At 72.7% G+C, this 19,020-nt stretch carries 25 protein-coding genes; 16 read left to right on the top strand and 9 right to left on the bottom strand.

Annotated elements, in window-relative coordinates:
- Nucleotides 1-174 precede the first annotated feature (174 nt).
- Nucleotides 175-1,401 (top strand): MFS transporter, encoded by a 1,227-nt coding sequence (locus tag RKE29_RS06475; RefSeq protein ID WP_312004077.1) that lies wholly within the window; start codon nucleotides 175-177, stop codon nucleotides 1,399-1,401.
- 55 nt (nucleotides 1,402-1,456) lie between these two features.
- On the opposite strand, the gene RKE29_RS06470 is transcribed toward RKE29_RS06475, so the two are convergent.
- Nucleotides 1,457-2,152, bottom strand: a complete 696-nt coding sequence (locus RKE29_RS06470; protein ID WP_312004076.1) for a DUF2269 domain-containing protein — start codon at nucleotides 2,150-2,152, stop codon at nucleotides 1,457-1,459.
- Between the two features lie 91 nt (nucleotides 2,153-2,243).
- Here RKE29_RS06470 and RKE29_RS06465 point away from each other — a divergent pair, with 91 nt between their 5' ends.
- Nucleotides 2,244-2,879: an HAD-IB family phosphatase gene (locus RKE29_RS06465; protein ID WP_312004075.1), complete on the top strand. Its 636-nt coding sequence runs from the start codon at nucleotides 2,244-2,246 to the stop codon at nucleotides 2,877-2,879.
- Between the two features lie 216 nt (nucleotides 2,880-3,095).
- Nucleotides 3,096-5,243: a globin domain-containing protein gene (locus tag RKE29_RS06460; protein ID WP_312004074.1), complete on the top strand. Its 2,148-nt coding sequence runs from the start codon at nucleotides 3,096-3,098 to the stop codon at nucleotides 5,241-5,243.
- A gap of 24 nt (nucleotides 5,244-5,267) precedes the next feature.
- On the opposite strand, the gene RKE29_RS06455 is transcribed toward RKE29_RS06460, so the two are convergent.
- On the bottom strand, nucleotides 5,268-5,765 hold the full coding sequence (locus RKE29_RS06455; protein ID WP_312004073.1) for an NUDIX hydrolase: 498 nt from the start codon (nucleotides 5,763-5,765) through the stop codon (nucleotides 5,268-5,270).
- A gap of 97 nt (nucleotides 5,766-5,862) precedes the next feature.
- The gene (locus tag RKE29_RS06450) at nucleotides 5,863-6,759 is read right to left on the bottom strand and encodes a LysR family transcriptional regulator (protein WP_312004072.1); all 897 of its coding nucleotides are present in this window, start codon (nucleotides 6,757-6,759) and stop codon (nucleotides 5,863-5,865) included.
- A gap of 348 nt (nucleotides 6,760-7,107) precedes the next feature.
- Here RKE29_RS06450 and RKE29_RS06445 point away from each other — a divergent pair, with 348 nt between their 5' ends.
- The 7 genes from RKE29_RS06445 (at nucleotide 7,108) to RKE29_RS06415 (ending at nucleotide 11,438) form a co-directional block, all read left to right on the top strand.
- Complete coding sequence (locus tag RKE29_RS06445; protein WP_312004071.1) at nucleotides 7,108-8,259, top strand: L-histidine N(alpha)-methyltransferase; 1,152 nt, start codon at nucleotides 7,108-7,110, stop codon at nucleotides 8,257-8,259.
- Between the two features lie 3 nt (nucleotides 8,260-8,262).
- Nucleotides 8,263-8,907, top strand: a complete 645-nt coding sequence (locus tag RKE29_RS06440) for a hypothetical protein (protein WP_312004070.1) — start codon at nucleotides 8,263-8,265, stop codon at nucleotides 8,905-8,907.
- A gap of 144 nt (nucleotides 8,908-9,051) precedes the next feature.
- Nucleotides 9,052-9,243 carry a hypothetical protein gene (locus RKE29_RS06435; protein WP_312004069.1) on the top strand — a complete coding sequence of 64 codons (192 nt, stop codon included), beginning with the start codon at nucleotides 9,052-9,054 and terminating at the stop codon, nucleotides 9,241-9,243.
- The gene (locus tag RKE29_RS06430) at nucleotides 9,227-9,751 is read left to right on the top strand and encodes a DUF6879 family protein (RefSeq protein ID WP_312004068.1); all 525 of its coding nucleotides are present in this window, start codon (nucleotides 9,227-9,229) and stop codon (nucleotides 9,749-9,751) included. The genes RKE29_RS06435 and RKE29_RS06430 overlap by 17 nt, the downstream gene beginning before the upstream one ends.
- Entirely contained in the window at nucleotides 9,748-10,578 is an 831-nt protein-coding gene (locus RKE29_RS06425; protein ID WP_312004067.1) for a helix-turn-helix transcriptional regulator, read from the top strand. The genes RKE29_RS06430 and RKE29_RS06425 overlap by 4 nt, the downstream gene beginning before the upstream one ends.
- Before the next feature lie 32 nt (nucleotides 10,579-10,610).
- Nucleotides 10,611-10,874 carry a DUF397 domain-containing protein gene (locus RKE29_RS06420; RefSeq protein WP_312004066.1) on the top strand — a complete coding sequence of 88 codons (264 nt, stop codon included), beginning with the start codon at nucleotides 10,611-10,613 and terminating at the stop codon, nucleotides 10,872-10,874.
- Nucleotides 10,875-10,970: 96 nt separating this feature from the next.
- Nucleotides 10,971-11,438 (top strand): hypothetical protein, encoded by a 468-nt coding sequence (locus RKE29_RS06415; protein ID WP_312004065.1) that lies wholly within the window; start codon nucleotides 10,971-10,973, stop codon nucleotides 11,436-11,438.
- A 135-nt stretch (nucleotides 11,439-11,573) separates the two neighbouring features.
- Here the strand turns inward: RKE29_RS06415 and RKE29_RS06410 are convergent, their stop codons facing one another.
- Both RKE29_RS06410 and RKE29_RS06405 read right to left on the bottom strand, forming a co-directional pair.
- Nucleotides 11,574-11,801 (bottom strand): DUF397 domain-containing protein, encoded by a 228-nt coding sequence (locus RKE29_RS06410; RefSeq protein ID WP_312004064.1) that lies wholly within the window; start codon nucleotides 11,799-11,801, stop codon nucleotides 11,574-11,576.
- Nucleotides 11,798-12,667: a helix-turn-helix transcriptional regulator gene (locus tag RKE29_RS06405; protein WP_312004063.1), complete on the bottom strand. Its 870-nt coding sequence runs from the start codon at nucleotides 12,665-12,667 to the stop codon at nucleotides 11,798-11,800. Before RKE29_RS06405 ends, RKE29_RS06410 begins: the two co-directional genes overlap by 4 nt.
- Before the next feature lie 329 nt (nucleotides 12,668-12,996).
- Between RKE29_RS06405 and RKE29_RS06400 the strand changes: the two genes are divergently transcribed.
- The gene (locus RKE29_RS06400; RefSeq protein WP_312004062.1) at nucleotides 12,997-13,416 is read left to right on the top strand and encodes an ATP-binding protein; all 420 of its coding nucleotides are present in this window, start codon (nucleotides 12,997-12,999) and stop codon (nucleotides 13,414-13,416) included.
- Nucleotides 13,413-13,904: a hypothetical protein gene (locus tag RKE29_RS06395; RefSeq protein ID WP_312004061.1), complete on the top strand. Its 492-nt coding sequence runs from the start codon at nucleotides 13,413-13,415 to the stop codon at nucleotides 13,902-13,904. Before RKE29_RS06400 ends, RKE29_RS06395 begins: the two co-directional genes overlap by 4 nt.
- A gap of 261 nt (nucleotides 13,905-14,165) precedes the next feature.
- Here RKE29_RS06395 and RKE29_RS06390 read toward each other — a convergent pair whose 3' ends face one another.
- From RKE29_RS06390 to RKE29_RS06375, 4 genes are all read right to left on the bottom strand, one after another.
- Nucleotides 14,166-14,417 (bottom strand): type II toxin-antitoxin system RelE/ParE family toxin, encoded by a 252-nt coding sequence (locus tag RKE29_RS06390; RefSeq protein WP_312004060.1) that lies wholly within the window; start codon nucleotides 14,415-14,417, stop codon nucleotides 14,166-14,168.
- The gene (locus tag RKE29_RS06385) at nucleotides 14,414-14,677 is read right to left on the bottom strand and encodes a type II toxin-antitoxin system prevent-host-death family antitoxin (protein WP_312004059.1); all 264 of its coding nucleotides are present in this window, start codon (nucleotides 14,675-14,677) and stop codon (nucleotides 14,414-14,416) included. The genes RKE29_RS06390 and RKE29_RS06385 overlap by 4 nt, the downstream gene beginning before the upstream one ends.
- Before the next feature lie 62 nt (nucleotides 14,678-14,739).
- Nucleotides 14,740-16,038, bottom strand: coding sequence for a cystathionine gamma-lyase (locus RKE29_RS06380; RefSeq protein ID WP_312004058.1), 1,299 nt, complete (start codon nucleotides 16,036-16,038; stop codon nucleotides 14,740-14,742).
- Nucleotides 16,025-16,405, bottom strand: coding sequence for a phage holin family protein (locus tag RKE29_RS06375; protein ID WP_312004057.1), 381 nt, complete (start codon nucleotides 16,403-16,405; stop codon nucleotides 16,025-16,027). The genes RKE29_RS06380 and RKE29_RS06375 overlap by 14 nt, the downstream gene beginning before the upstream one ends.
- 74 nt (nucleotides 16,406-16,479) lie before the next feature.
- On the opposite strand from RKE29_RS06375, the gene RKE29_RS06370 reads away from it, so the two are divergent.
- The 4 genes from RKE29_RS06370 to RKE29_RS06355 all read left to right on the top strand — a co-directional run bounded on the left by RKE29_RS06370 (nucleotide 16,480) and on the right by RKE29_RS06355 (nucleotide 18,847).
- Nucleotides 16,480-16,797 (top strand): cupin domain-containing protein, encoded by a 318-nt coding sequence (locus RKE29_RS06370; RefSeq protein ID WP_312004056.1) that lies wholly within the window; start codon nucleotides 16,480-16,482, stop codon nucleotides 16,795-16,797.
- A gap of 227 nt (nucleotides 16,798-17,024) precedes the next feature.
- Entirely contained in the window at nucleotides 17,025-17,237 is a 213-nt protein-coding gene (locus RKE29_RS06365) for a DUF5326 family protein (RefSeq protein ID WP_312004055.1), read from the top strand.
- Nucleotides 17,238-17,521: 284 nt separating this feature from the next.
- Nucleotides 17,522-18,289: a helix-turn-helix domain-containing protein gene (locus tag RKE29_RS06360; protein ID WP_312004092.1), complete on the top strand. Its 768-nt coding sequence runs from the start codon at nucleotides 17,522-17,524 to the stop codon at nucleotides 18,287-18,289.
- Nucleotides 18,290-18,394: 105 nt separating this feature from the next.
- Nucleotides 18,395-18,847, top strand: a complete 453-nt coding sequence (locus RKE29_RS06355) for an SsgA family sporulation/cell division regulator (RefSeq protein WP_312004054.1) — start codon at nucleotides 18,395-18,397, stop codon at nucleotides 18,845-18,847.
- Nucleotides 18,848-19,020 lie beyond the last annotated feature (173 nt).

Here is a 19,020-nt window from a genome sequence, read left to right as displayed (position 1 = left end):
TTCGTGTGCGTCCGGGCCGTACGGGGACGTACGGGTGCGGCGTCGCCTGCCGCCACGTGCTCCGGTCCTCCAGGATAGGGCACCGGCGAAATAGTCGGCGCTTGCAAGTAAATGCGTGCGCAATTATTGTGGACGCGTCCCACGCTCGTACGCAATCTTCTGAGGGGCTGGCCCATGCCACTCGCACTGCTGGCGCTCGCCATCGGCGCCTTCGGAATCGGCACCACGGAATTCGTGATCATGGGGCTGCTGCCCGAGGTCGCGGACGAGTTCCACGTCTCGATCCCCACTGCCGGGTACGCGACCACCGGCTACGCCCTCGGCGTCGTCCTCGGCGCCCCGCTGCTGACCCTGGTCGGCACCCGCTTCACCCGCAAGCAGATGCTGACGCTGCTGATGGGCCTGTTCGTCGCGGGCAACCTGCTCACCGCGCTCGCGCCCGCCTTCTGGGTGCTGCTGGCCGGACGGGTGCTGGCGTCCTTCGCGCACGGCGCGTTCTTCGGTATCGGGGCCGTGGTCGCCGCCGACCTCGTCGCCCCGGCCCGGCGGGCCGGGGCCATCGCGACCATGTTCACCGGCCTGACGGTCGCCAACATCGTCGGCGTGCCGCTGGGCACCGGCGTGGGCCAGGCCGTGGGCTGGCGGGCCGTGTTCTTCGGCGTCGCCGGGCTCGGGCTGCTGGGCGTGGCGGGCATCGCCGTGCTGGTCCCGGCCACGCCCGGCCCGGCCGCCGCCCGGCTCGGCCGGGAGCTGGCCGCCTTCCGCAACCCGCAGGTGTGGCTGGCGATGGCCATGACCGTGCTCGGCTTCGGCGGGGTGTTCGCGGCCGTCACCTACATCACGCCGATGATGGCGGACGCGGCCGGATACGCCGAGTCCTCCGTCACCTGGCTGCTGGTCCTCTTCGGCGTCGGCATGTTCACCGGCAACCTGGTCGGCGGGCGCTACGCGGACCGCTCGCTGGTGCGGATGCTGTACGTCTCGCTGGGCGCGCTCGCCGCCGTCCTCGCGCTGTTCACGCTCACCGCGCACGACAAGGCCGCCGCCGCCGTCACCGTCTTCCTCATCGGCGCCTTCGGCTTCGCCGCCGTGCCGCCGCTCCAGAAGCGGGTCATGGACCAGGCGCCCGGCGCCCCGACGCTCGCCTCGGCGGCCAATATCGGCGCCTTCAACCTCGGCAACGCGCTGGCCGCCTGGCTCGGCGGCCTGGTCATCGACGCCGGGCTCGGCTACACCTCCGCCAACCTGGTCGGCGCGCTCATGGCCGCCACCGCGCTGGGCGTCGCGGTCTGGTCGGTGGCCCTGGAGCGGCGCGCCCCGCGCGGCGGGCGGCTGGTCGCGGCGGGCGTCCCGGACGCGGCCCCGGCGGGCGAGCGCGCGGACGCCCTGCCGCGGGGCTGACCCCGAGCCCCGGCCCGTCGCCGCGTCGCGTAGGGGGCCCGGGGTCCGGGTCCGCTCAGACCGCGCCCCGTTCCGTACCGTCCGTACGCCGTGCGCGGGCCGGGGCCGCGGCCACGGGGACCGCACCGGCCGTATCCGCCGTACGGGCCGTGCCCGGCGCACCGGCCGCGCGCGGCGTACGGGCCGTACGAGCCGTACGGGCCGTATCGGCCGTGCGGACCTCGCGGGCCGGGGCCCCGCCGCGCCGCACACGGCCCAGCCGCCGCCCGCGGGCCGTCTTCCCCCACGGCTTCAGCACGGAGATCACGGTCAGGAAGGTGTACCCGGCCAGCGCCACCGACGGCGCCGCCACCAGGTCGTAGTCCCGCGGCACCGCCCGGCCCGCCGCGGCCGCCGACGCCGCGGCCGCTGCCGCGTGGTCGATGTTCGGCCGCAGCGCGAGGCCGGAGGCGGCGGTCGCGGCCAGCGTCAGCCACCACTTGACGTAGACCCAGTGGTAGCGGGCCAGCCCCCACGGCGTCCACAGGGCCAGGGCCAGGCCGGACAGCAGCGCCAGCAGGCTGACCGGGACCAGCAGCCAGTCGGCGAGCACCCGCATGCCGAGGTACGCGCCCGCGGCGGTCGGCGCGGCGGGCGAGACCAGGCCGGTGACGCCGAGGGCGAGCAGGCCGAGGGTGAGGCCGAGCCAGGCGGCGCAGACGACGACGTGGACGACGAGGAGGGCGCGGCGCGCGCGGGGTCGCAACTGCATGCCCGCCAGCTCACCGCGCGGCGGCCCGGGCGGCGTCCGACGGCGGGAGTATTCGCGGGTACTCGCACGCGCGTACGCATAGTCTCGCGCCATGACGAGACTGCACCTCTTCGACCTGGACGGCACGCTGCTGTACGGCTCGGCGGCGGCCGTCGAGATATCCCGCCAGCTCGGCGTCGAGCGGGAGATCGCCGAGCTGGAGCGGTCGTTCGCCGACGGGGCCCTGTACCCGGCCGAGTTCGCGCGGCGGGCCTGCGCGCTGTGGGCCGAGCTGACCGAGGCGCAGGTGGCCGCCGCCTTCGCGGGGGCGCCGTGGCTGGCGGGCATCCGCGAGGTGTGGGCCGACATCCGCGCGCGCGGGGAGCGGTGCGCGGTGATTTCCCTCTCACCCGGCTTCTTCGTGGAGCGGCTGCTGGGGTGGGGGGCGGACGCGGCGCGCGGGTCGCGGTGGCCGGCCGTGCCGTTCACGTCCCCGGTCGATCCGGCGGGCATTCTGACCCCCGCCGCGAAGGTGCGGATCGCCGACGAACTCTGTGCGACGTTCGGGTTGACCAGGGCTGACTGCGTCGCGTACGGGGACTCGCTGTCGGACGCCGAGCTGTTCGCCGCGGTGCCCGTCTCGGTCGCCGTGAACGCCGATCACCACGTGGCGGGAAGAGCGTCGTATGCGTATACGGGACGTGATCTGAGGGCGGCCTACGAATTGGCCGGAAACCAGTGTCCATGACGGGCATTCCGGGCCCCCGTACGGGGCACCCCGTGGGCTTGTGGATTTGTCCCATGCCGCTAGGGTCGACTCCGATTCGGCCGCCGCGGCCCCGAGGCCGGCCCAGGCTAAGGGCAACGGGGTGACGCCGCCCCGGACTTCCGGCTATTTGTCCGTCGCGGCGGAGGATCGTGGCATGCTGCGCGACGACAGACGAACGTTCGAGGCGAGGCAACCATGGACGCTCCGACCACCACGCCGGCGGCCGACAACGACGGCGCGGGCGGCAGCGGCGACGAGGACGAATGGGGCTGGTTCGCCCCTGGCAGGAAACCGTCCGAGGGCTCCGCGCGGACCGGCTCGCCCGACCCCCTGCCCGGCTCGGTGCCCGGCTCCGCGGCGCGGACGCCGGGCCGTACGGTGAGCGCGATACGGCCGGTGGGCACGGCCGCCGCCCGCCGCATGCCGCGTCCGCTCCCCGGCGCCGACCTGCCCGTCCCGCCGTCCGGCGGGCCCGCCTCCGGCGCCCCGGCGCTGCGCACCGTGCCTCCGACGGCCGCCGCCGTGCCGCCCTCGGCCGCCGCCCCCGCCGACGCCGTGGGCCGTCCGGTGCCGACCGCGCACGCGGCGCCCGCCGGTCCTGCCGCACCCGCCGCACCCGCCGCGACCGCCGCGACCGCCGTGCCCGCTTCGGACGGGCGCCAGAGCCCGCTCTCAGTGGCGGCCGGGTCCGGCCCGGGCGCCGCGCGGCCGTCTCTGGAGTCCATACGGGCGGCCATACGGGACGACATGCGGGACGGCACGCGGGACGACATGCGGGACGGCACGCGGGACGGCACGCGGGACGGCACGCGGGAGGACAGCCGGGACGACCTCTGGGCGCCCGCGCGTCCGGCCGCGGCCCCGCCTGCGGGAGAGTCCTCGCAACAGGCTGCGCGGACCTCTCAGCAGACCCTTCCGCAGCCCCCCGGGCAGGCGGCCGCGGCTCGCGAAGCCTCGCGCGAGCCCGTCCGCGAGGCGGCCCGGGAGACCCCGCACGCCCCCGCCGCCGCCCAGGACACCCGGTCCGCCGGCACCGACTCCGACGCCCGCCCGGCCGACGCCCGCCCCGAACTGCGCCCCGTACGACCGCCGTTCGGCGCCCGCCCCAGCGCCCCCGCCGCGCCGTCCGCCCCGCGCCCCGCCCCCGGCGCCGCCCTCGTGCCCCGTACGCCTCCGGGCATCGGCGCGGGCCTGGACTTCGGGGACGACACCGGATCGCCCGACGCCCTCCTCATCCGCCGCACGCTGCGCGAGATCGCGCCGGTCGCCGACGACACCATCGCGTACTTCTACGCCCTCCTCTTCCTCCACCGGCCCGACCTCAGGCAGCTGTTTCCGGCCGCCCTGAGCAGCCAGCGCGACCAGCTGTTCAAGGCGCTGGCCACCGTCGCCCGGCACCTCGACGAGCCCGCCGTCCTCACCCCGTACCTGGTCCGGCTCGGCCGCGGCCACCGCAAGTACGGCGCGCGCCCCGACCACTACCCGGCCGTCGGCGAGTGCCTGATCGCCGCGCTCACCCGCTACGCCCCGCGCACCTGGGACGACGCGACCGAGGGCGCGTTCGTGCGCGCGTACACCGTCGTATCCCAGACCATGATCGACGCGGCGGCCGAGGACGAGCTGCGCTTCCCCGCCTGGTGGAACGCGGAGATCGTCGGGATCGAGCCGCGCACCTCCGACGTGGCCGTGATCACCGTCCGGCCCGACCAGCCCTACTCCTTCCTCGCCGGCCAGTACGCCTCCGTGGAGACCCCCTGGTGGCCGCGCGAGTGGCGGCACTACTCGTTCGCCGCCGCGCCGCGCCCGGACGGCCTGCTGGTCTTCCACGTCAAGGCGGTGCCCGCGGGCTGGGTGTCCACGGCGCTGGTGCGCCGCTCGCGCCTCGGCGACGTGATCCGCGTCGGCCCGCCCACCGGCTCGATGACCGTCGACCACAGCTCCGACAACGGCCTGCTGTGTCTGGGCGGCGGCACCGGGATCGCGCCGATCAAGGCCCTGGTGGAGGAGGTGGCCGAGCACGGCCGCCGCCGCCAGGTGGAGGTCTTCTACGGCGCGCGCAGCGACCGCGACCTGTACGACATGGACACGATGCTGCGCCTGGAGCGCACCCACCCGTGGCTCCAGGTGCGCTCGGTGGTCGCCGACGGCCCGACCAAGGGCCTGCGCGGCCTGGTGCCGGACGCCGTGCGGCGGTACGGGCCGTGGCACACGTACGACGCGTACGTGTCCGGGCCGCCCGGGATGATCCGCAGCGGCGTGGACACGCTCATGGGCGTGGGCATACCGTCCCACCGGATACGGCACGACTCCGTCGACGAACCGGCGGACGCCCGCAGCTACTGACCGCTCTCACGGCCCTGGCGGCCCTCAGCCGAAGTCGCCCGCGAGCAGCGCCAGCACGCCCTCGATGTTCGCGTCGAGGTAGGCGCGCAGGGCGGGCGGCACGAGCGGCACGGACGCCACGCCCGCGCGGGTGAACGGCACCCGCACCACCTCGTACGTGCCGCACGGCTGCTCGACCTCGGGGCCGTGCCGCCGCGCCAGGTCCATCGACTCCAGGCGGCACACGAAGAAGTGCTGCACCTTGAGGCCGTCGGCCGGAGCGTCGCCCTCCTCGTACGGCACGGTGTCCACGAAGGCGGGCACCACGTCCGTCGCCTTCGCGCCCAGCTCCTCGTCCAGCTCGCGGTGCAGCGCGGCGACGACCGTGTCGTCGTCCGGCTCCACGCCGCCGCCCGGTGTGATCCAGTACGGCTCCTCGCCGGGCTTGGTGCGCTTGATGAGGATCATCCGAGGGCTGCCGTCGGGCCCGTCGTCCAGCAGGATGGCGCGGGCGGTGCGTTTGACCACACGTCTTTCGGTCATGTCTGGTCATCTGCCGCGCCCGCCACCGGCCGAAACCCGCCACCCCCCGCCCCGACCGGTACGGACCGTACGGACCGCGCGGACCCGCCACCGCCGGTCACCAGTCCGCCGCGGCGCGCAGCAGCCGCTCGTGCGCCCGCGCGACGTGCGGCAGGCCGAGCGCGCCGGTGCGCACCACCAGGGAGTACGTGCGCAGCGGCGGCACCGGCGGGTTGAGCAGCGCCACCACCCGCCCGACGGCCAGCGCGTCGGCGCACAGGTAGCGGGGCAGCACGCCGAGCCCGGCGCCCGCCGCGACGCACTCCAGCACCGCCCGCAGGTCCGGCACGACGGCCACCGCCGACACCACCGGCTCGGTGTCGAACACCTCGGCCCAGTAGCGCCGCAGCAGCGGCAGGCTCTCGTGCACTCCGACGATCGGCAGCCCCTCCAGCGCCTGCGCCCCCTTGGCCTGGAGCACGGCGGGCCCGCCGAGCCGCGCGGCCCAGCGCGGGGCCGCCACCAGCACGTGCTCCTCGTCGCACAGCGGCGTGGCGGTCAGCAGCCGGCCGCGCGGCCGGGAGGTGGTCACGGCGAGGTCGTGGTGGCCGGCGGCCAGGCCCTCGGCCAGCTCCTCGCCGCTGCCGAACGCGGCCCGTACGGTCAGGCCCTGCCGGATGAGCGGGGTGAGCGCGGGCATCACGCGCAGGGCGGTGAACTCGGGCGGCCCGGCCAGGTGCAGCGTGCGCCCCACGGCGTTCCCGGCGAGCCTGCCCTCGGTGATCGCCAGCAGCGCGTCGAGGTGCGGGGCGACCTTGTACGCCAGCTCGTCGCCCATGGTGGTGGGGGTGACGCCGCGCGCCCTGCGCAGGAACAGCGGGCGGCCGAGCTGCCGCTCCAGGGTGCGTATCTGGCTGGTGACGGCCGGCTGGGAGAGGCCGAGCAGGGCGGCGGCGCGCGTGAAGGAACCAGCCCGGTGCACCGTGACGAATGTGCGTAACAGAGCCAGATCCATCTGTCTCCTCCCGGCTCGGCTTTCCCGGGCCGCACGCCAACTATAGATATACCGATAGGGCTATGTCGTCGCGGTGATTGGACACTGACGCACAGTCAACTAGCCTTGTGTACAGGGCTCTCCATGCGGTCCGTGTGCGGTCCGTCACGGGAGCCTGGGCGTCTCAAACCACGAGGGGGGAGGTTTGAGACGCCCGCTCGTGTCTGCGGCCCGCCGCAGTCCCCGGCCCCGCCCGGGCTCCCACCGGCCTTTCCCCGCCCCGCCCCCGTACCATTGACCGACCGGGCCCCGCGTCAGCCGCCGTGGGAGCGCGGACAGTTGAAGCTGTCAGCGGGGGGAGCGCCGTCCATGGCCGCACGCGACCGGGCCGTCCAGCGACTCGAAGGACTGCTCGACGAGCAGGACTTCTCCTGGAGCCTGTGCCTGGTGGGAGAGGACCAGTCGCAGAAGTTCGCCCAGCTCGCCGGCGAGCTGCGCGAGCCCTTCTCGCGTACGGGCGACGGCAAGCGGATATCGTCCGGCTTCTCCTACTGGGGCGTGGAGTCGACCATGGCGTGGATCCACGCCTGCTCCGACCTCTTCTACCCGGTGATGCGGGAGAGCATCGAGTCCTTCACCCGCCGCTGGGCCCGGCTCGCCGCCCACCTCGACGGGCGGCCCTTCCACTACGTCAGCCTCGGCACCGGCACCGGCCACAAGGACCACACGGTCCTGTCCCGGCTGGGCCGCGACAACCCGGGCCTGTGCTACCTGCCCGTCGACGTCAGCCCCGAGATGCTGCGGCTCAGCAGGCGCGAGGCCCTGCGCGGCCTGGACATCCCGGTGGGCAACGTCGTACCGGTCCAGCTCGACTTCTCCTCCGCGCGCAACATGGCCGGGCTGCGCGGCCTGGTCGAGCGCCTGGTCGGCGACGAGCCGGTGGTCTACTCGCTGCTCGGCAACACCCTCGCCAACTTCCCCGACGACACCGCCCTGCTCGACTCGCTCACCAGCCACCTGCTGCGCCGCCAGGACCGCTTTCTGCTGGAGGTCGCCAGCACCGACCGGCTGGACCACGACAGCGCCGCCGCCGCGGCCCGCGAGTACCGGGGCAGCCCCCGGTTCGGCGAGTTCGTCACCAGCGCCGTCATGCAGTACACCGACCTGCACATCGACATGGACAGCGTCTCCTTCGACGCGGCCGTCGAGGACGACCGGGCGCTGCTGGTCAAGGTCGTCTACCGCAACCGTACGGGCGAGCAGCTGCGGCTGACGCTGCCGGACCGCAGCAGCGTGGAGTTCCCGCCCGACGACACCATCCGGCTGCTGCTGACCCGCAAGTACCTGCCGTCGGGCCTGGAGAAGACCCTCGCCGACGCCGGCGTGTCCGAGGTGGACCGCGCCACCTCCGGCTTCACCGCGGGCTACGGCGCGCCGCGCTTCGGCATGGAGCTGGTGCTGCTCCAGTCCGAGGCCACCCCCGCCCCCGGCCCGGTCCCGCCCCCGAACCCCTTCGCCTGACCGGTGGCCCTGCGACCCATGCGGCGCTCCGGCTACTCGGTGCTGACCTTCGGCGCCCTCGCCGCCGCGCTGGCCGTCTGCGTGAGCTGGCTCGTCACCGCGCCGCCGGGCAACCGGTGGGAGCCGGTGATCCAGACCCTCGCCCTGGTCGCCGCCATCAGCGGCGTCTTCGCGGAACGGCTCGCGGCCGCCCAGGAGCGGGAGCGCCAGACGCTGCGCGCGCTCGCCGACGAGCTGGCGAAGAACACCGCCATCCTCTACGACCCGCGCTTCGCCCCCCTCGACCCCGACCGCCCCGTACACCGCGTCTTCCCCCGCCCGGTCCTGTCCGCGACCGACGCCGCCCTGGTCTCCGGCGTGCTGGCCGACCGCGGCCACAGCGCCCTGGTAGCCCTGCTGCACGCCTGGCGGGACACCGTCCACGAGCTGAACCGGCGGCTGGACCTCGCCGAGCTGCGCAGCTTCGTGGTCGAGGCGCAGAGCGCCGAACTGCTCAGCGTGGACCGCGACCTGCGCCGCACGGACGGCCACCTGCACCGGGCGCGGCACCTGCGCGGGGACATCGAGCGGCTGCTGCTGGAGCGGTACGGGCACGACGCGGAGCTGGCGGCGCGGGTACGGGCGATTCCGGCGCCGCCGGGTGACTGAGGCCGCGTCTGGCCGGGGCCGGCTGCGCTCCGGTGCGCGGTTTCCCGTTCCGGCAACCGCGCTTACTTGACCCTCGGGTCACGGCCTCGGGAGCATCGGAGCGGCACGGTGAACCGGCGGTGCGGGAGAGAGGAACCCATGACCATGAAGGTCACCAAGCTGGTGGGTACCTGTGACATCAAGAACTGCCCGACCCTGTATGCGACGGACCGGGACACCTTGCTGGCGCAAGGCCAGACTCCGACTGACCACGGGTTACAGATTCCCGACCACGAGACGGTTGTGGAGATTCCGATGGACCTGATCCGGAGGGCCATCCGTGAAAACCTCATCTAGGACTCTCGGCGACCTCTTCGACTCGTTCGAACGAGAGGCGTTCCGACTGGAAACCCTGGATGACTACAGCAGGTCGGGGAGCGTCGACGCCTACCAGGCGTTCGTGGCGGGAGAACCGCAGCCGGAGGGCTACAACTCGGAGTGGGTGGCGGAGGTCCGGTCGCACACGGGCCGGGGCAAGCGCGTCTACCGCGTACATGTCCTGGCCAGGCCGTTGACGGACTACCTGCGGTTCGAGCTCGGGTGGGGATACCGGAAGAACATGACCGGTGGAGAGGAGTTCTTCATCCTCGATATCACCGACAGGCCCAATCCCCTCGTCGGCGTGCCGGACTTCTGGCTCTTCGATGCGGAGTACGCGGCCGTTATGCGCTACGACGGCCATGGGGCCTTCCTCGGATCGGACGTGGTTCCGCCGAACGACGCGACGGATTTCGTCCGGCACCGGGACACCGCACTCGCTCACGCTGAGCCCTTCTCCGCATGGTGGGCCACGTACGGGGAGTGAGCAGAGCGCAGCTGGGGACCATGCTGCGGGCGCTGCGGAAGGCATCCGGAATGGAGGCCAAGGCAGTGGCCCGCAGCGCTTTCATGTCCGCATCCAAGCTGTCCAAGATCGAGAACGCCAAGGTGTCGCCCAGCGTGGCAGACGTGGAACGCATCCTGTCCGCCATCGGGGTATCGGACGAGATCAAGGCGGAGTACGCGGAGGTAGCGCGGGCGGCGGCCACTGAGATCACGGCGTGGCGGCTGCTGAAACGGATCGGCGTACACAAGGGCCAGCAGGACGCCAAGGCACTGGAAGCCCAGATGTCGACACTCCGGCTGTTTCAGTCGGCCCTCGTTCCCGGGCTGCTCCAGACACCCGAGTACATCAGGGCGGTTCTTCGGCGTCACAGCCTGAGCGAGGATTCCCTCACGCGCACCATCAGTGGCAGGCTTGAGCGGCAGGCCGTCCTCTATGACAGTGCGAAGTCTCTGCGGTTCGTCATCACGGAACCCGTTCTCCGGTGGCAGATCGTCTCCCCGATCATGATGGCGGCCCAACTGGACCGAATCGTCTCGATGTCACGTCTCTCCCACGTGGATATCCGGGTGGTTCCTCTGGGGGCGCGGCAGTACGACATCGCGAACCACGCGTTCGTGATTACAGACAGCCGTGTGGTCACCGTGGAAACGGTGCATGCCGAGGTGGTCGTCACGGACCCGAGGGACGTGGAGCTGTACGTCCGGAAATTCGAGGGATTCGAGGCGACGGCCCTGTCCGGTGACGATATGAGGAACATGGTCGAGGAAATCCGGGACGGGTTTTTGCGGGAACAGGAAACGGGCTAGAGGACCCCATGGGCTCGTCCGACGATGGAAACATGCGGACTCATCAAGGACACCCGAATCGTCAACGTGACGGAGACGACCTCTACGCGCTCGACATCTGCGAAGCAGCCTTCGCCAGGGCGTGCGGCGGAAACACCCACCCGGACGGCGAGTCCTGTGTGACCCTCGCCCGGATAGGCCGGAACGCATGGGCCCTGGGCGACAGCAAACGGCCGGACATGGAACCGCTGCGCTTCACCACGGCGGAACTGGTCGCGGCAGGAATCGACCCCACGCGGTTCGGCCTCTCGGTGTGACGCCTCGCCCGCGCCCCGGCCAGGTCCCGGCCTTCCGCAGGTCGGGACCTGGCCGCCAGTCCTTCCCTCGGCTCCGTACTGGAAGCAGGACGACAGTTGCACCACCACGGGTATCTGTGGGTCGGTCCGAAACAGCTCTTCGATGAAGAGGCACTACGAAGGCCCCCGCATCCTCAGCCGCCTTCATCCGGAAGCAGGCCGGAACTGGTCCGGAGATACCGGGACGTGGTTGTCGCCTTCCCGGTCTCCGACCTCCCGCCGATCGAGACGGCACACTGGCTCATGAAGCCACGAACCTCGGTCAGAGGGACGTGGCAGGAGCCCCAAGCGGCGGCGGGCTGGCTCAGGGAACGGCTGACCGAGTACGCGCCGCGCTTCACCCCCGGTCTGCCTGCGGACGGCACCTGTCTGACCACGCTCGTCGACTCGGCCGCCCAACGCGTTGGCTGGGGCGGCGATGTCTCCCTGGGGTACTACCTCGAACGCCCCATGTTCCTGTCGCTGGCCCTGGTGACGTGTTCGCCGAACCGTGCCGCAGCCGATCTGGCCTGCCCGGTCACGTAGCGGTCCCTGCCGTGCCGTCCAGGGCTCAGCGGGCCGGAAGGTCTCCGCCGAGCGGACTCAGGCGCGGCCCGGCGGCCACCTGGGAAGGTGGCGACCGGGCCGCGCCGTAGCCGGTGTCCCGTGCGGTCTACGGGCCTACAGCAGGCCGTCGAGCACGCCCTGGCGGAAGGCGGTCCACTCGTCGGCGGTGTAGCGGAGGGCGTCCCGCTCGGGGTGCTTTGAGTCGCGCACGGCGACGCCGCCGCCGGGCAGGTCGGTGATCTCCACGCAGTGGTTGCCGCCGTTGCTGTAGGAAGACTTGCGCCAGGTGGCACCGCTCAGGTCGATGGCGTACAGGTCGTCCTTGCGGGCAGGGGGGTTCACGGCCCGTTCCTTTCCATGAGGTTTCTCATCAGCTCCCGGGAGTCGTCCACGGAGAGCGCTGCGGCGACGACGCGGTCGAAGGAAGACTCAAAGACCTTCACGTCGTCGGTGCCCTCCACGAAGTAGCCGCCCCGGATGTTCTCCAGGTCGACCACGGTGGGCCACGGGTGTGGGAAGCGCACGACTGAGAACAGCCCGAGCATCCCGGGGTGCGGGGTGGCGGTCAGCGGCATCACCTGGATGGTGATGTTCGGCAGGTCCGCCATGTCCAGCAGGTGTCGGAGCTGTCCGCGCATCAGGGCGGGCAGCGAGGCGAACCGCTGGTGCAGCGCCGCCTCGTGCATCACCGCCCAGAGCTTCAAGGGACGCTTCGGCGCGGTGAGGATGGCCTGCCGCGTCTTGCGGACCTCCGCCAGGGCGGCGACCTCCTCCGGTGTGCGGTTGATGGCGGTCGCGCTGATGATCTCACGCGCGTACGCGCCGGTTTGCAGCAGCCCGGGGATCAGGTCCGCCGAGTAGGTGTGGATGCTCTCGGCGTCGGACTCCAGAGTGAGGTAGTCCTTGTAGCTGAGGTAGACGACATCGCCGTAGCTCTGCCACCAGCCCTGCTTCCCGGCGTCCTTGGCCAGTGCCTCCAGCGGCGCCACGACGCTGTGGTCGGTCACGTCGTACAGCTTCAGCAGCGGCGCCACGTCCTGCGGACGCATGCGCGCCTTCGCGGTCTCGATGCGGGACATCTTGCTCTCGTCCCAGCCCATCGCCCGAGCGGCTTGGTCGAGGCTGAGGCCAGCCGCTTGGCGGTACTTGCGCAGCGCCTCACCGAGTCGGCGCCTGCGGAGAGTTGGTACTGCTCGTGCGTTCGGCATGGTGTGTTTTGACACCCCCAAGGTGCACAGGTGGCGGCACAGGTGCAGTTTGGCACCTGCATGGTGTGCGGGTCGATAGAACAGATATTCCTTCTCTTGGGTAACCAGGTCACAAGCTTGCGCGTTGTGATTCCGTAGAGGCATTCTGCCTGAGCGAGGCCGTGAATGTTCATCAGTTCTTGAGACCGCTGATGACAATCGGTCACGTATGGGGGTCTGCTTCCGCCCCTCCGGCAGAAGCAGGAAGTCAACCGCTCACCGCCCACCGGCCGGACATTCGCTTGGGTGTTCGCCACCGAGCTGGGCGGCGACCACGTCCGGAGGAACCGATGATCACCACGGTCGAAGAGCACAGTCAGCGCTACGAGCAATCCCTGGCCGCCTGCCCGGAGGCCATCGCGGCCGTGCGCCACATCGTGCGCGTGGTCCTGCGGCTGTGGGGCCGCACGGACCTCTCGTACGACGTGACGCTCTGCCTGACCGAGCTGCTGACCAACGTCATCAAGCACGCGGCCTGTTCGGAGTGCCTGATCAGCCTTCAGGACCGCCCGATCGGCCTGCGCGTCGCCGTCGCCGACACCGACCCGGCGCCGCCGGTCGTCCGGCACCCCGACCACCTGTCCGAGACCGGGCGCGGCATGGCGCTGATCGAGAGGACCGCGCACCGGTGGGGCGTGGAGTGGACGCTGTCCGGAAAACGCGTATGGGCGGAGTTCCGGACGGCCCGGCCCGCGGCGGTGGGCGCGTGAGCACCATGCCCCCCGACTCCTGCGCGCTGTACAACCACATCGTCAGCCAGTCCTGGGTCGAGCCCAACAGCAAGCGTCTGGTGCCGTGCTTGCTGATCACCCACCCCGGGCCCCGCCACCCGGTCGAGACGCTCGACTACATCGAGCGGGAGATGCGCGACCTGGCCGGTGCCCTGGGCATGGCGCCGCAGTTGCACCCCGTCTACACCGGCACGCGCGTGCTGGTGGAGAACCCCACGCTCATCCGGGTGCGCGGGGACCGGTGCAAGAACCACGAGTTACTGATCCGCGTCACCCAGCACTGGTCGCGGATCGCCGCCACCGGCTGTCCGATCCTCCTGCTGGTCGGCCTGGACCCGCTGCCGGGCGACGCGGACGAGCCCAGCAGCCTGGAGTACATCGACGCGCAGCTCACGCGCGGGCGGTTGCTCCTCGGCCAGACCGACGCGCTCACCTTCCCGGACGGTGCGGACCCGCACGTCGCGTGAGCGGGTGGCGGCGAGGTGCCGCCGTCCGGCCCGCGGTCGGCTCAGCCGGCCCTTCGCGTACCCGGCTGGCCACAGGGGTCGACCGGCTCCTGAGCGGCTGTGGCGTCCTGGTCCGCCCGGAAGGCTTCGAGGGAGACGTCGGGGGCGGTGCGGGACGTCGCGGCGAACTCACTTCTCGGAACGAACCGTCGACGGCGCCCCACCGGCCGTGCCGGGTCGTCGGGCAGGTCCGGGTGGCGCATGCCGGTGACCTCCGGCCGGTTAGGCGCCGGTATGTCCGATGTGCTCGATATGGATGGTGTGCGTCTCCGGGTCGGTGCGATAGAGGATGCGCCAGGGCCCGTGCCGGAGGCGGCGGTGAGCGGTGCCCCACGGACGTGACTCCGGGGGTCGGGGATGCTCGGCGAGCCGGTCGGCGGCGTGCAGGAGGCTGTCGACGCCCTGCGGGTCGTCCTTGAGGTGAGCGGCGGCGGCGTTGAGAGCGGTCGGCTCCCACAGCACCTCCCAGGTCACTCGCCTCTCCCCGCCGCCTCCAGGAGCGCGCGGCGTGCCTCGTCGTGCGGGATGGGGGCCTCGGTGCGCCCGAGTGCGCGGTCGCGCTCCAGACGCGCGAGGGCGAGGGCGTCTTCGAGGTCTTCCAGCTCGGCGGGAGAGATGAGGACGGCCGTGGGGACGCCGCGGTCGGTCAGGGTGATGTGCTCGTGCTGGGCCGCCCGGCGAGCGAGATCACCGAGCTTGCCGCGCGCTTCGGCGATGGGATACGTAGCAGACATGACACTAGCGTACACGAGTGTGCACTAGTGTACTTTCGCCCCGCGCATCCCCGGCCCAGCCGTCAGGCCGCCGCCTCGTCCAGCGCGCGCAGCACGTCCTCCACCACGTCCGCCGGGTCCTCCACCCCCACCGAGAAGCGGATGAAGCCCTCCGGCACCGCGTCCCCGCCCCACCGCCCGCGCCGCTCCGCCGTGGACCGTACGCCGCCGAAGCTGGTCGCGCCGTGCACCACGCGCAGCGCGTCGAGGAAGCGGTCGGCGTGGGCGGCGTCCGGGAGGGTGAAGGACACCACGCAGCCGTAGCGCCCGGCGCGCATCTGCGCCGCCGCGACCGGGTGCGCCGGGTCGTCGGGCAGGCCCGGATAGCGCAGGCCGGTGACCTCCGGGCGGGCGCGCAGGGCCTCGGCGAGGGCGAGGGCGCCCGCCGCCTGCCGGTCGACGCGCAGGTGCAGGGTGGCCAGCGAGCGGTGCGCCAGCCACGCCTCCATGGGGCCGGGGACCGCGCCGACCGTCTTGCGCCACGCGCGCAGGCGCGCGGCCGGCTCCGGGGCGCGGCAGGCGGCGTAGCCGAGGAGTACGTCGCCGTGGCCGGTGAGCGCCTTCGTGCCGCTGGCCACCGAGATGTCCGCGCCCAGCTCCAGCGGGCGCTGGCCCAGCGGGGTGGCCAGGGTGTTGTCCACGGCGACGAGCGCGCCCCGCGCGTGCGCGGCCTCGGTCAGGCGGCGGATGTCGCACACGTCCAGGCCGGGGTTGGACGGCGATTCGAGCCACAGCAGCCGCGCGCCGTCCAGGGCGGCGAGCTGCGCGTCTCCGGCGGTCGGCGCGGTGCGTACGGTGACGCCCTGGCCCTCCAGCCGGGCGCGCAGGGCGGGCAGGAGCTGGTAGCCGTCGGAGGGCAGGACGGCGGTGTCGCCCGGCCGCAGGTGCGACAGCAGGACGGCGGCGACGGCGGCCATGCCGGAGGCGAAGGCGACCGTCTCCACGGCCGGGTCGCCCGGGGCCTCCAGCTCGCTGACGGCCCGCTCCAGCCGCGTCCACGTCGGGTTCGTGTCGCGCCCGTACGCGTACGGGCCGCCGTGCGGGTCGGCGTCGGCGGGCAGATGGTAGTGCGCGGCGAAGACCGGTCCGGGCAGCGCCGGCTCGTACGCCTCGGGCTCGGGCAGCCCCGCGCGCACGGCCAGGGTGCCGTCCCCGGCCCGTATCGGGTCGCCGGGGCCGTCCTCGGTCCGGGCCGGGCCTGCGGTGCCGTCCGGCCGCGCCGGGCCTGCGGTGCCGTCCGGCCGCGCCGGGCCTGCGGTGCCGTCCGGCCGTTCCGGGCCGCCGGGGTCGTCGTCGGGCACCGCCGGGTCAGTCCTCGTCATCGGGCAGCACCACGTGCAGGGCCCAGGACACCACGGACACGATCAGGCCACCCACCACTGCGGTGCCGAAGCCTTCGACGTGGAAGGAGAGGTTCAGCGCGTCGGCCAGGCCCGAGGTCAGCAGCAGCATCAGGGCGTTGATCACCAGCGTGATCAGCCCGAGCGTGAGGATGAACAGTGGCAGGGAGAGCAGCTTCACCACCGGTTTGACCACGGCGTTCACCACGCCGAAGACCAGGGCGACCAGGACCAGGGTGAGCGCCTTGTGCCCCGTGCCGTCCCCGGTCAGCGTGATGTCCTTCAGCAGCCAGATGGCGACCGCCAGGGCCGCCGCGTTCACGATCGTCTTGACGAGAAAATGCCTCATGGAGCGATCGTCGCAGACGCCGGTGGCCGAAACGCGGCGGCCAGGGGGCGGCGAGTGGAGAGGGCGAGAAGCGAATGAAGGCATTCCGGCTGGATGAGCTGGAGGCGGAGCGGGCCGCGAACGACGGCGCGTACCTCCAGTTCCTGCGCGAGCGGAACATGTCCGTGGGGCTGTACGCGCTGGACGCGGGCGAGACCGACCCGCAGCGGCCGCACCGGCAGGACGAGGTGTACCTGGTGGTCAGCGGCCGGGCGTCGATCACGGTGGGCATGGAGACGACGCAGGTGGGCCGGGGCAGCGTGGTGTACGTACCGGCCGGAGTGGCGCACAGGTTCCACCACATCACCGAGGACCTGCGGGTCATGGTCGTCTTCTCTCCCCCGGAGGGATGACCGCCGCCGCCCGGGGACCCGTAGGGGGCCGGTCAGGGCACGACGGGGGCCGCGCGGCCTTAGATCCCGGCCGGTCGCGGCCCTAGCATCGAAGGCGAAGGAAGGCGAAGCCGCCAGGCGGGTCGGCCCGCGCGGGTGACCGGCTGTCTCCGGCCGCCGCCGGGGTCCGGCCGGGAGCGACCGGTTCCGGCGGCAACCAGCCTCGACGGCAGAAAGCAGGGACGAAAGTGGCTACGAAGGGCATCGCACACGCCGTGCCGTGGTGGGTGAAGTGGATCGCCGTACCGGTCGCGCTCCTCGTCGTCTTCGGCGGCGTGCTGCTGAGCGTGGCCGGCTTCGTGATCGGCCTCGTCTTCAAGGCGCTGCTGCTGGTGGCGATCATCGCCGGACTGGTCTTCGTCGTGCGGAAGTTCACGTCCTCGTCGCGCGACCGCCGGTGAGCCCCCGACCGCGGGGGGCGCGGGGGCGTACGGCCGGGTGGTGAGCCCCCGACACGCGCCCCGGAGTGCGTCCGAAGTACACCGGAGTACGAGCACACCGGAGTAGACCGGCGTACATACGACCATGCGCCGATCCCGCCGCACGCCGGGGCGAACCGGCAAGGCGCCGCCCGCGAATGCCGGGACCCGGCGCCCGCTCCGGGCTAGAGTGGCCAGTCAGCGGCGCCGTTTCCCACGTACCGGCGTCGGCCCCGCACACACCCCGGGGGTGCCTGTTGGCGACAGTGAACCTCAACGCGTCCTGCGAGCCGACGCTCATCAGCTCGGTGCAGCGCGCGCTGCGGCTGCTGGAGGCCGTCGCCTCCCACCCGGGCGGCGCCCCGGCCAAGCAGCTGGCCCGTGAGGCGAAACTGCCGCTGCCCACCGCCTACCACCTGCTGCGCACCCTCGCCCACGAGGGCTACCTGCGCCGCGAGGACGGCGTGTTCGTGCTCGGCGAGGCGGCCCGCCGGCTGTCCGGGGCGGAGAGCCTGGCCAGCCGCCGGGCCGGCGTCTCCGACACCCTCGCCGCGGTCAGCGGCGACCTGGGCGTCGACGTCTGCTTCTCGGCGTACCGCGACGGCGAGGTGGAGGTGCTGGCCGGAGCCGGCGAACTCGCGACCGACCCGGCCGCGTTCCCCGACATGCGCAGCACCGCGCACGCCCACGCGATGGGCCAGTGCCTGCTCGGCCAGCTCGGCGACGAGGAGCGCGAGGACCACCTGTCCCGGCACCCGGCGTTCTCCCTGACCCGGTACTCGGTGCGCGACGCCGACGACCTGAGGTGGCGGCTCGCCGTCCGGCGGCCCGCCGAACCGGTCTACGAGTACCAGGAGTTCGCGCTGGGCTACGCCTGCGCGGCCTTCCCGGTCCCGGGCATCCCGGGCGCGCCCGCCGCGGTGGCGATAACGGGGCTGGCGGACGACGCGCAGCGGCTGCGGTCGGTGGTGGAGACCCTTCGCGCGCGGCTCAGGCCCGTGATCAGCTCTCTCACCCTCTCTATCAGTATTTGAAAATTCACGCCTTGTCGGACGCCGGAGGCGTGCCGGACGATGGCGTCAAGAGGGCCGGGACGTTGTACCCCGGCCCCTCGGACTCACTTCGGGGGCGGCGAAACCATGCGCGACACGTATGACACGGTCCAGGCGGAACTGACCATGGAGTTCCTGATCACCCCGGACCTCACCCTGTGCATCCCGGTCGGACTGCGCTACGACGGCGACGACCCGTACGCGATGCAGATCACCTTCCACCTGCCCGGCGACGCCCCGGTGAGCTGGACGTTCGCCCGCGACCTGCTGCTGGACGGGCTGAGCCGGACGGTCGGCGAGGGCGACGTGCGCGTCGGCCCGGCCGGCCTGGGGAACCTGACGGAGGTGCTGCTGACGCTCCAGGTGGGCGGCGAGCGCGCCCGGTTCCGGGCCCAGACCGAACCGCTGGTGGCCTTCCTGGACCGTACGGACCAGCTCGTGCCGTTCGGCGACGAGCACCTGGCGCACGACCCGGCGGCGGCCCTGGAGGCGGAGCTGGCCCGCATCCTCGCGGAGGCGGAGGACCGGTACGCGGGGTAACCCGCGCCGGTGCCGGGGCCGTACGCCGGTCCGTACGGCCCGGCACGCCCGCACGCCCGCACGCCCGTCCGTACGGGCGTACGGGCGTTCGTGAGCGGGCGCGCGTCTGGGCCGCGGCGGTCAGGCCCCGCGCGCCCGGCGGCGCCGCCCGCGCCCGCCACGGCCCGCGCGCG

Source organism: Streptomyces sp. B1866 (genome assembly GCF_031932565.1).
In the GTDB taxonomy this organism is placed as follows: Bacteria; Actinomycetota; Actinomycetes; order Streptomycetales; family Streptomycetaceae; genus Streptomyces.
The sequence above is the reverse complement of the archived record's forward strand: the minus strand, read 5'-3'. Positions and strand labels throughout refer to the sequence as shown.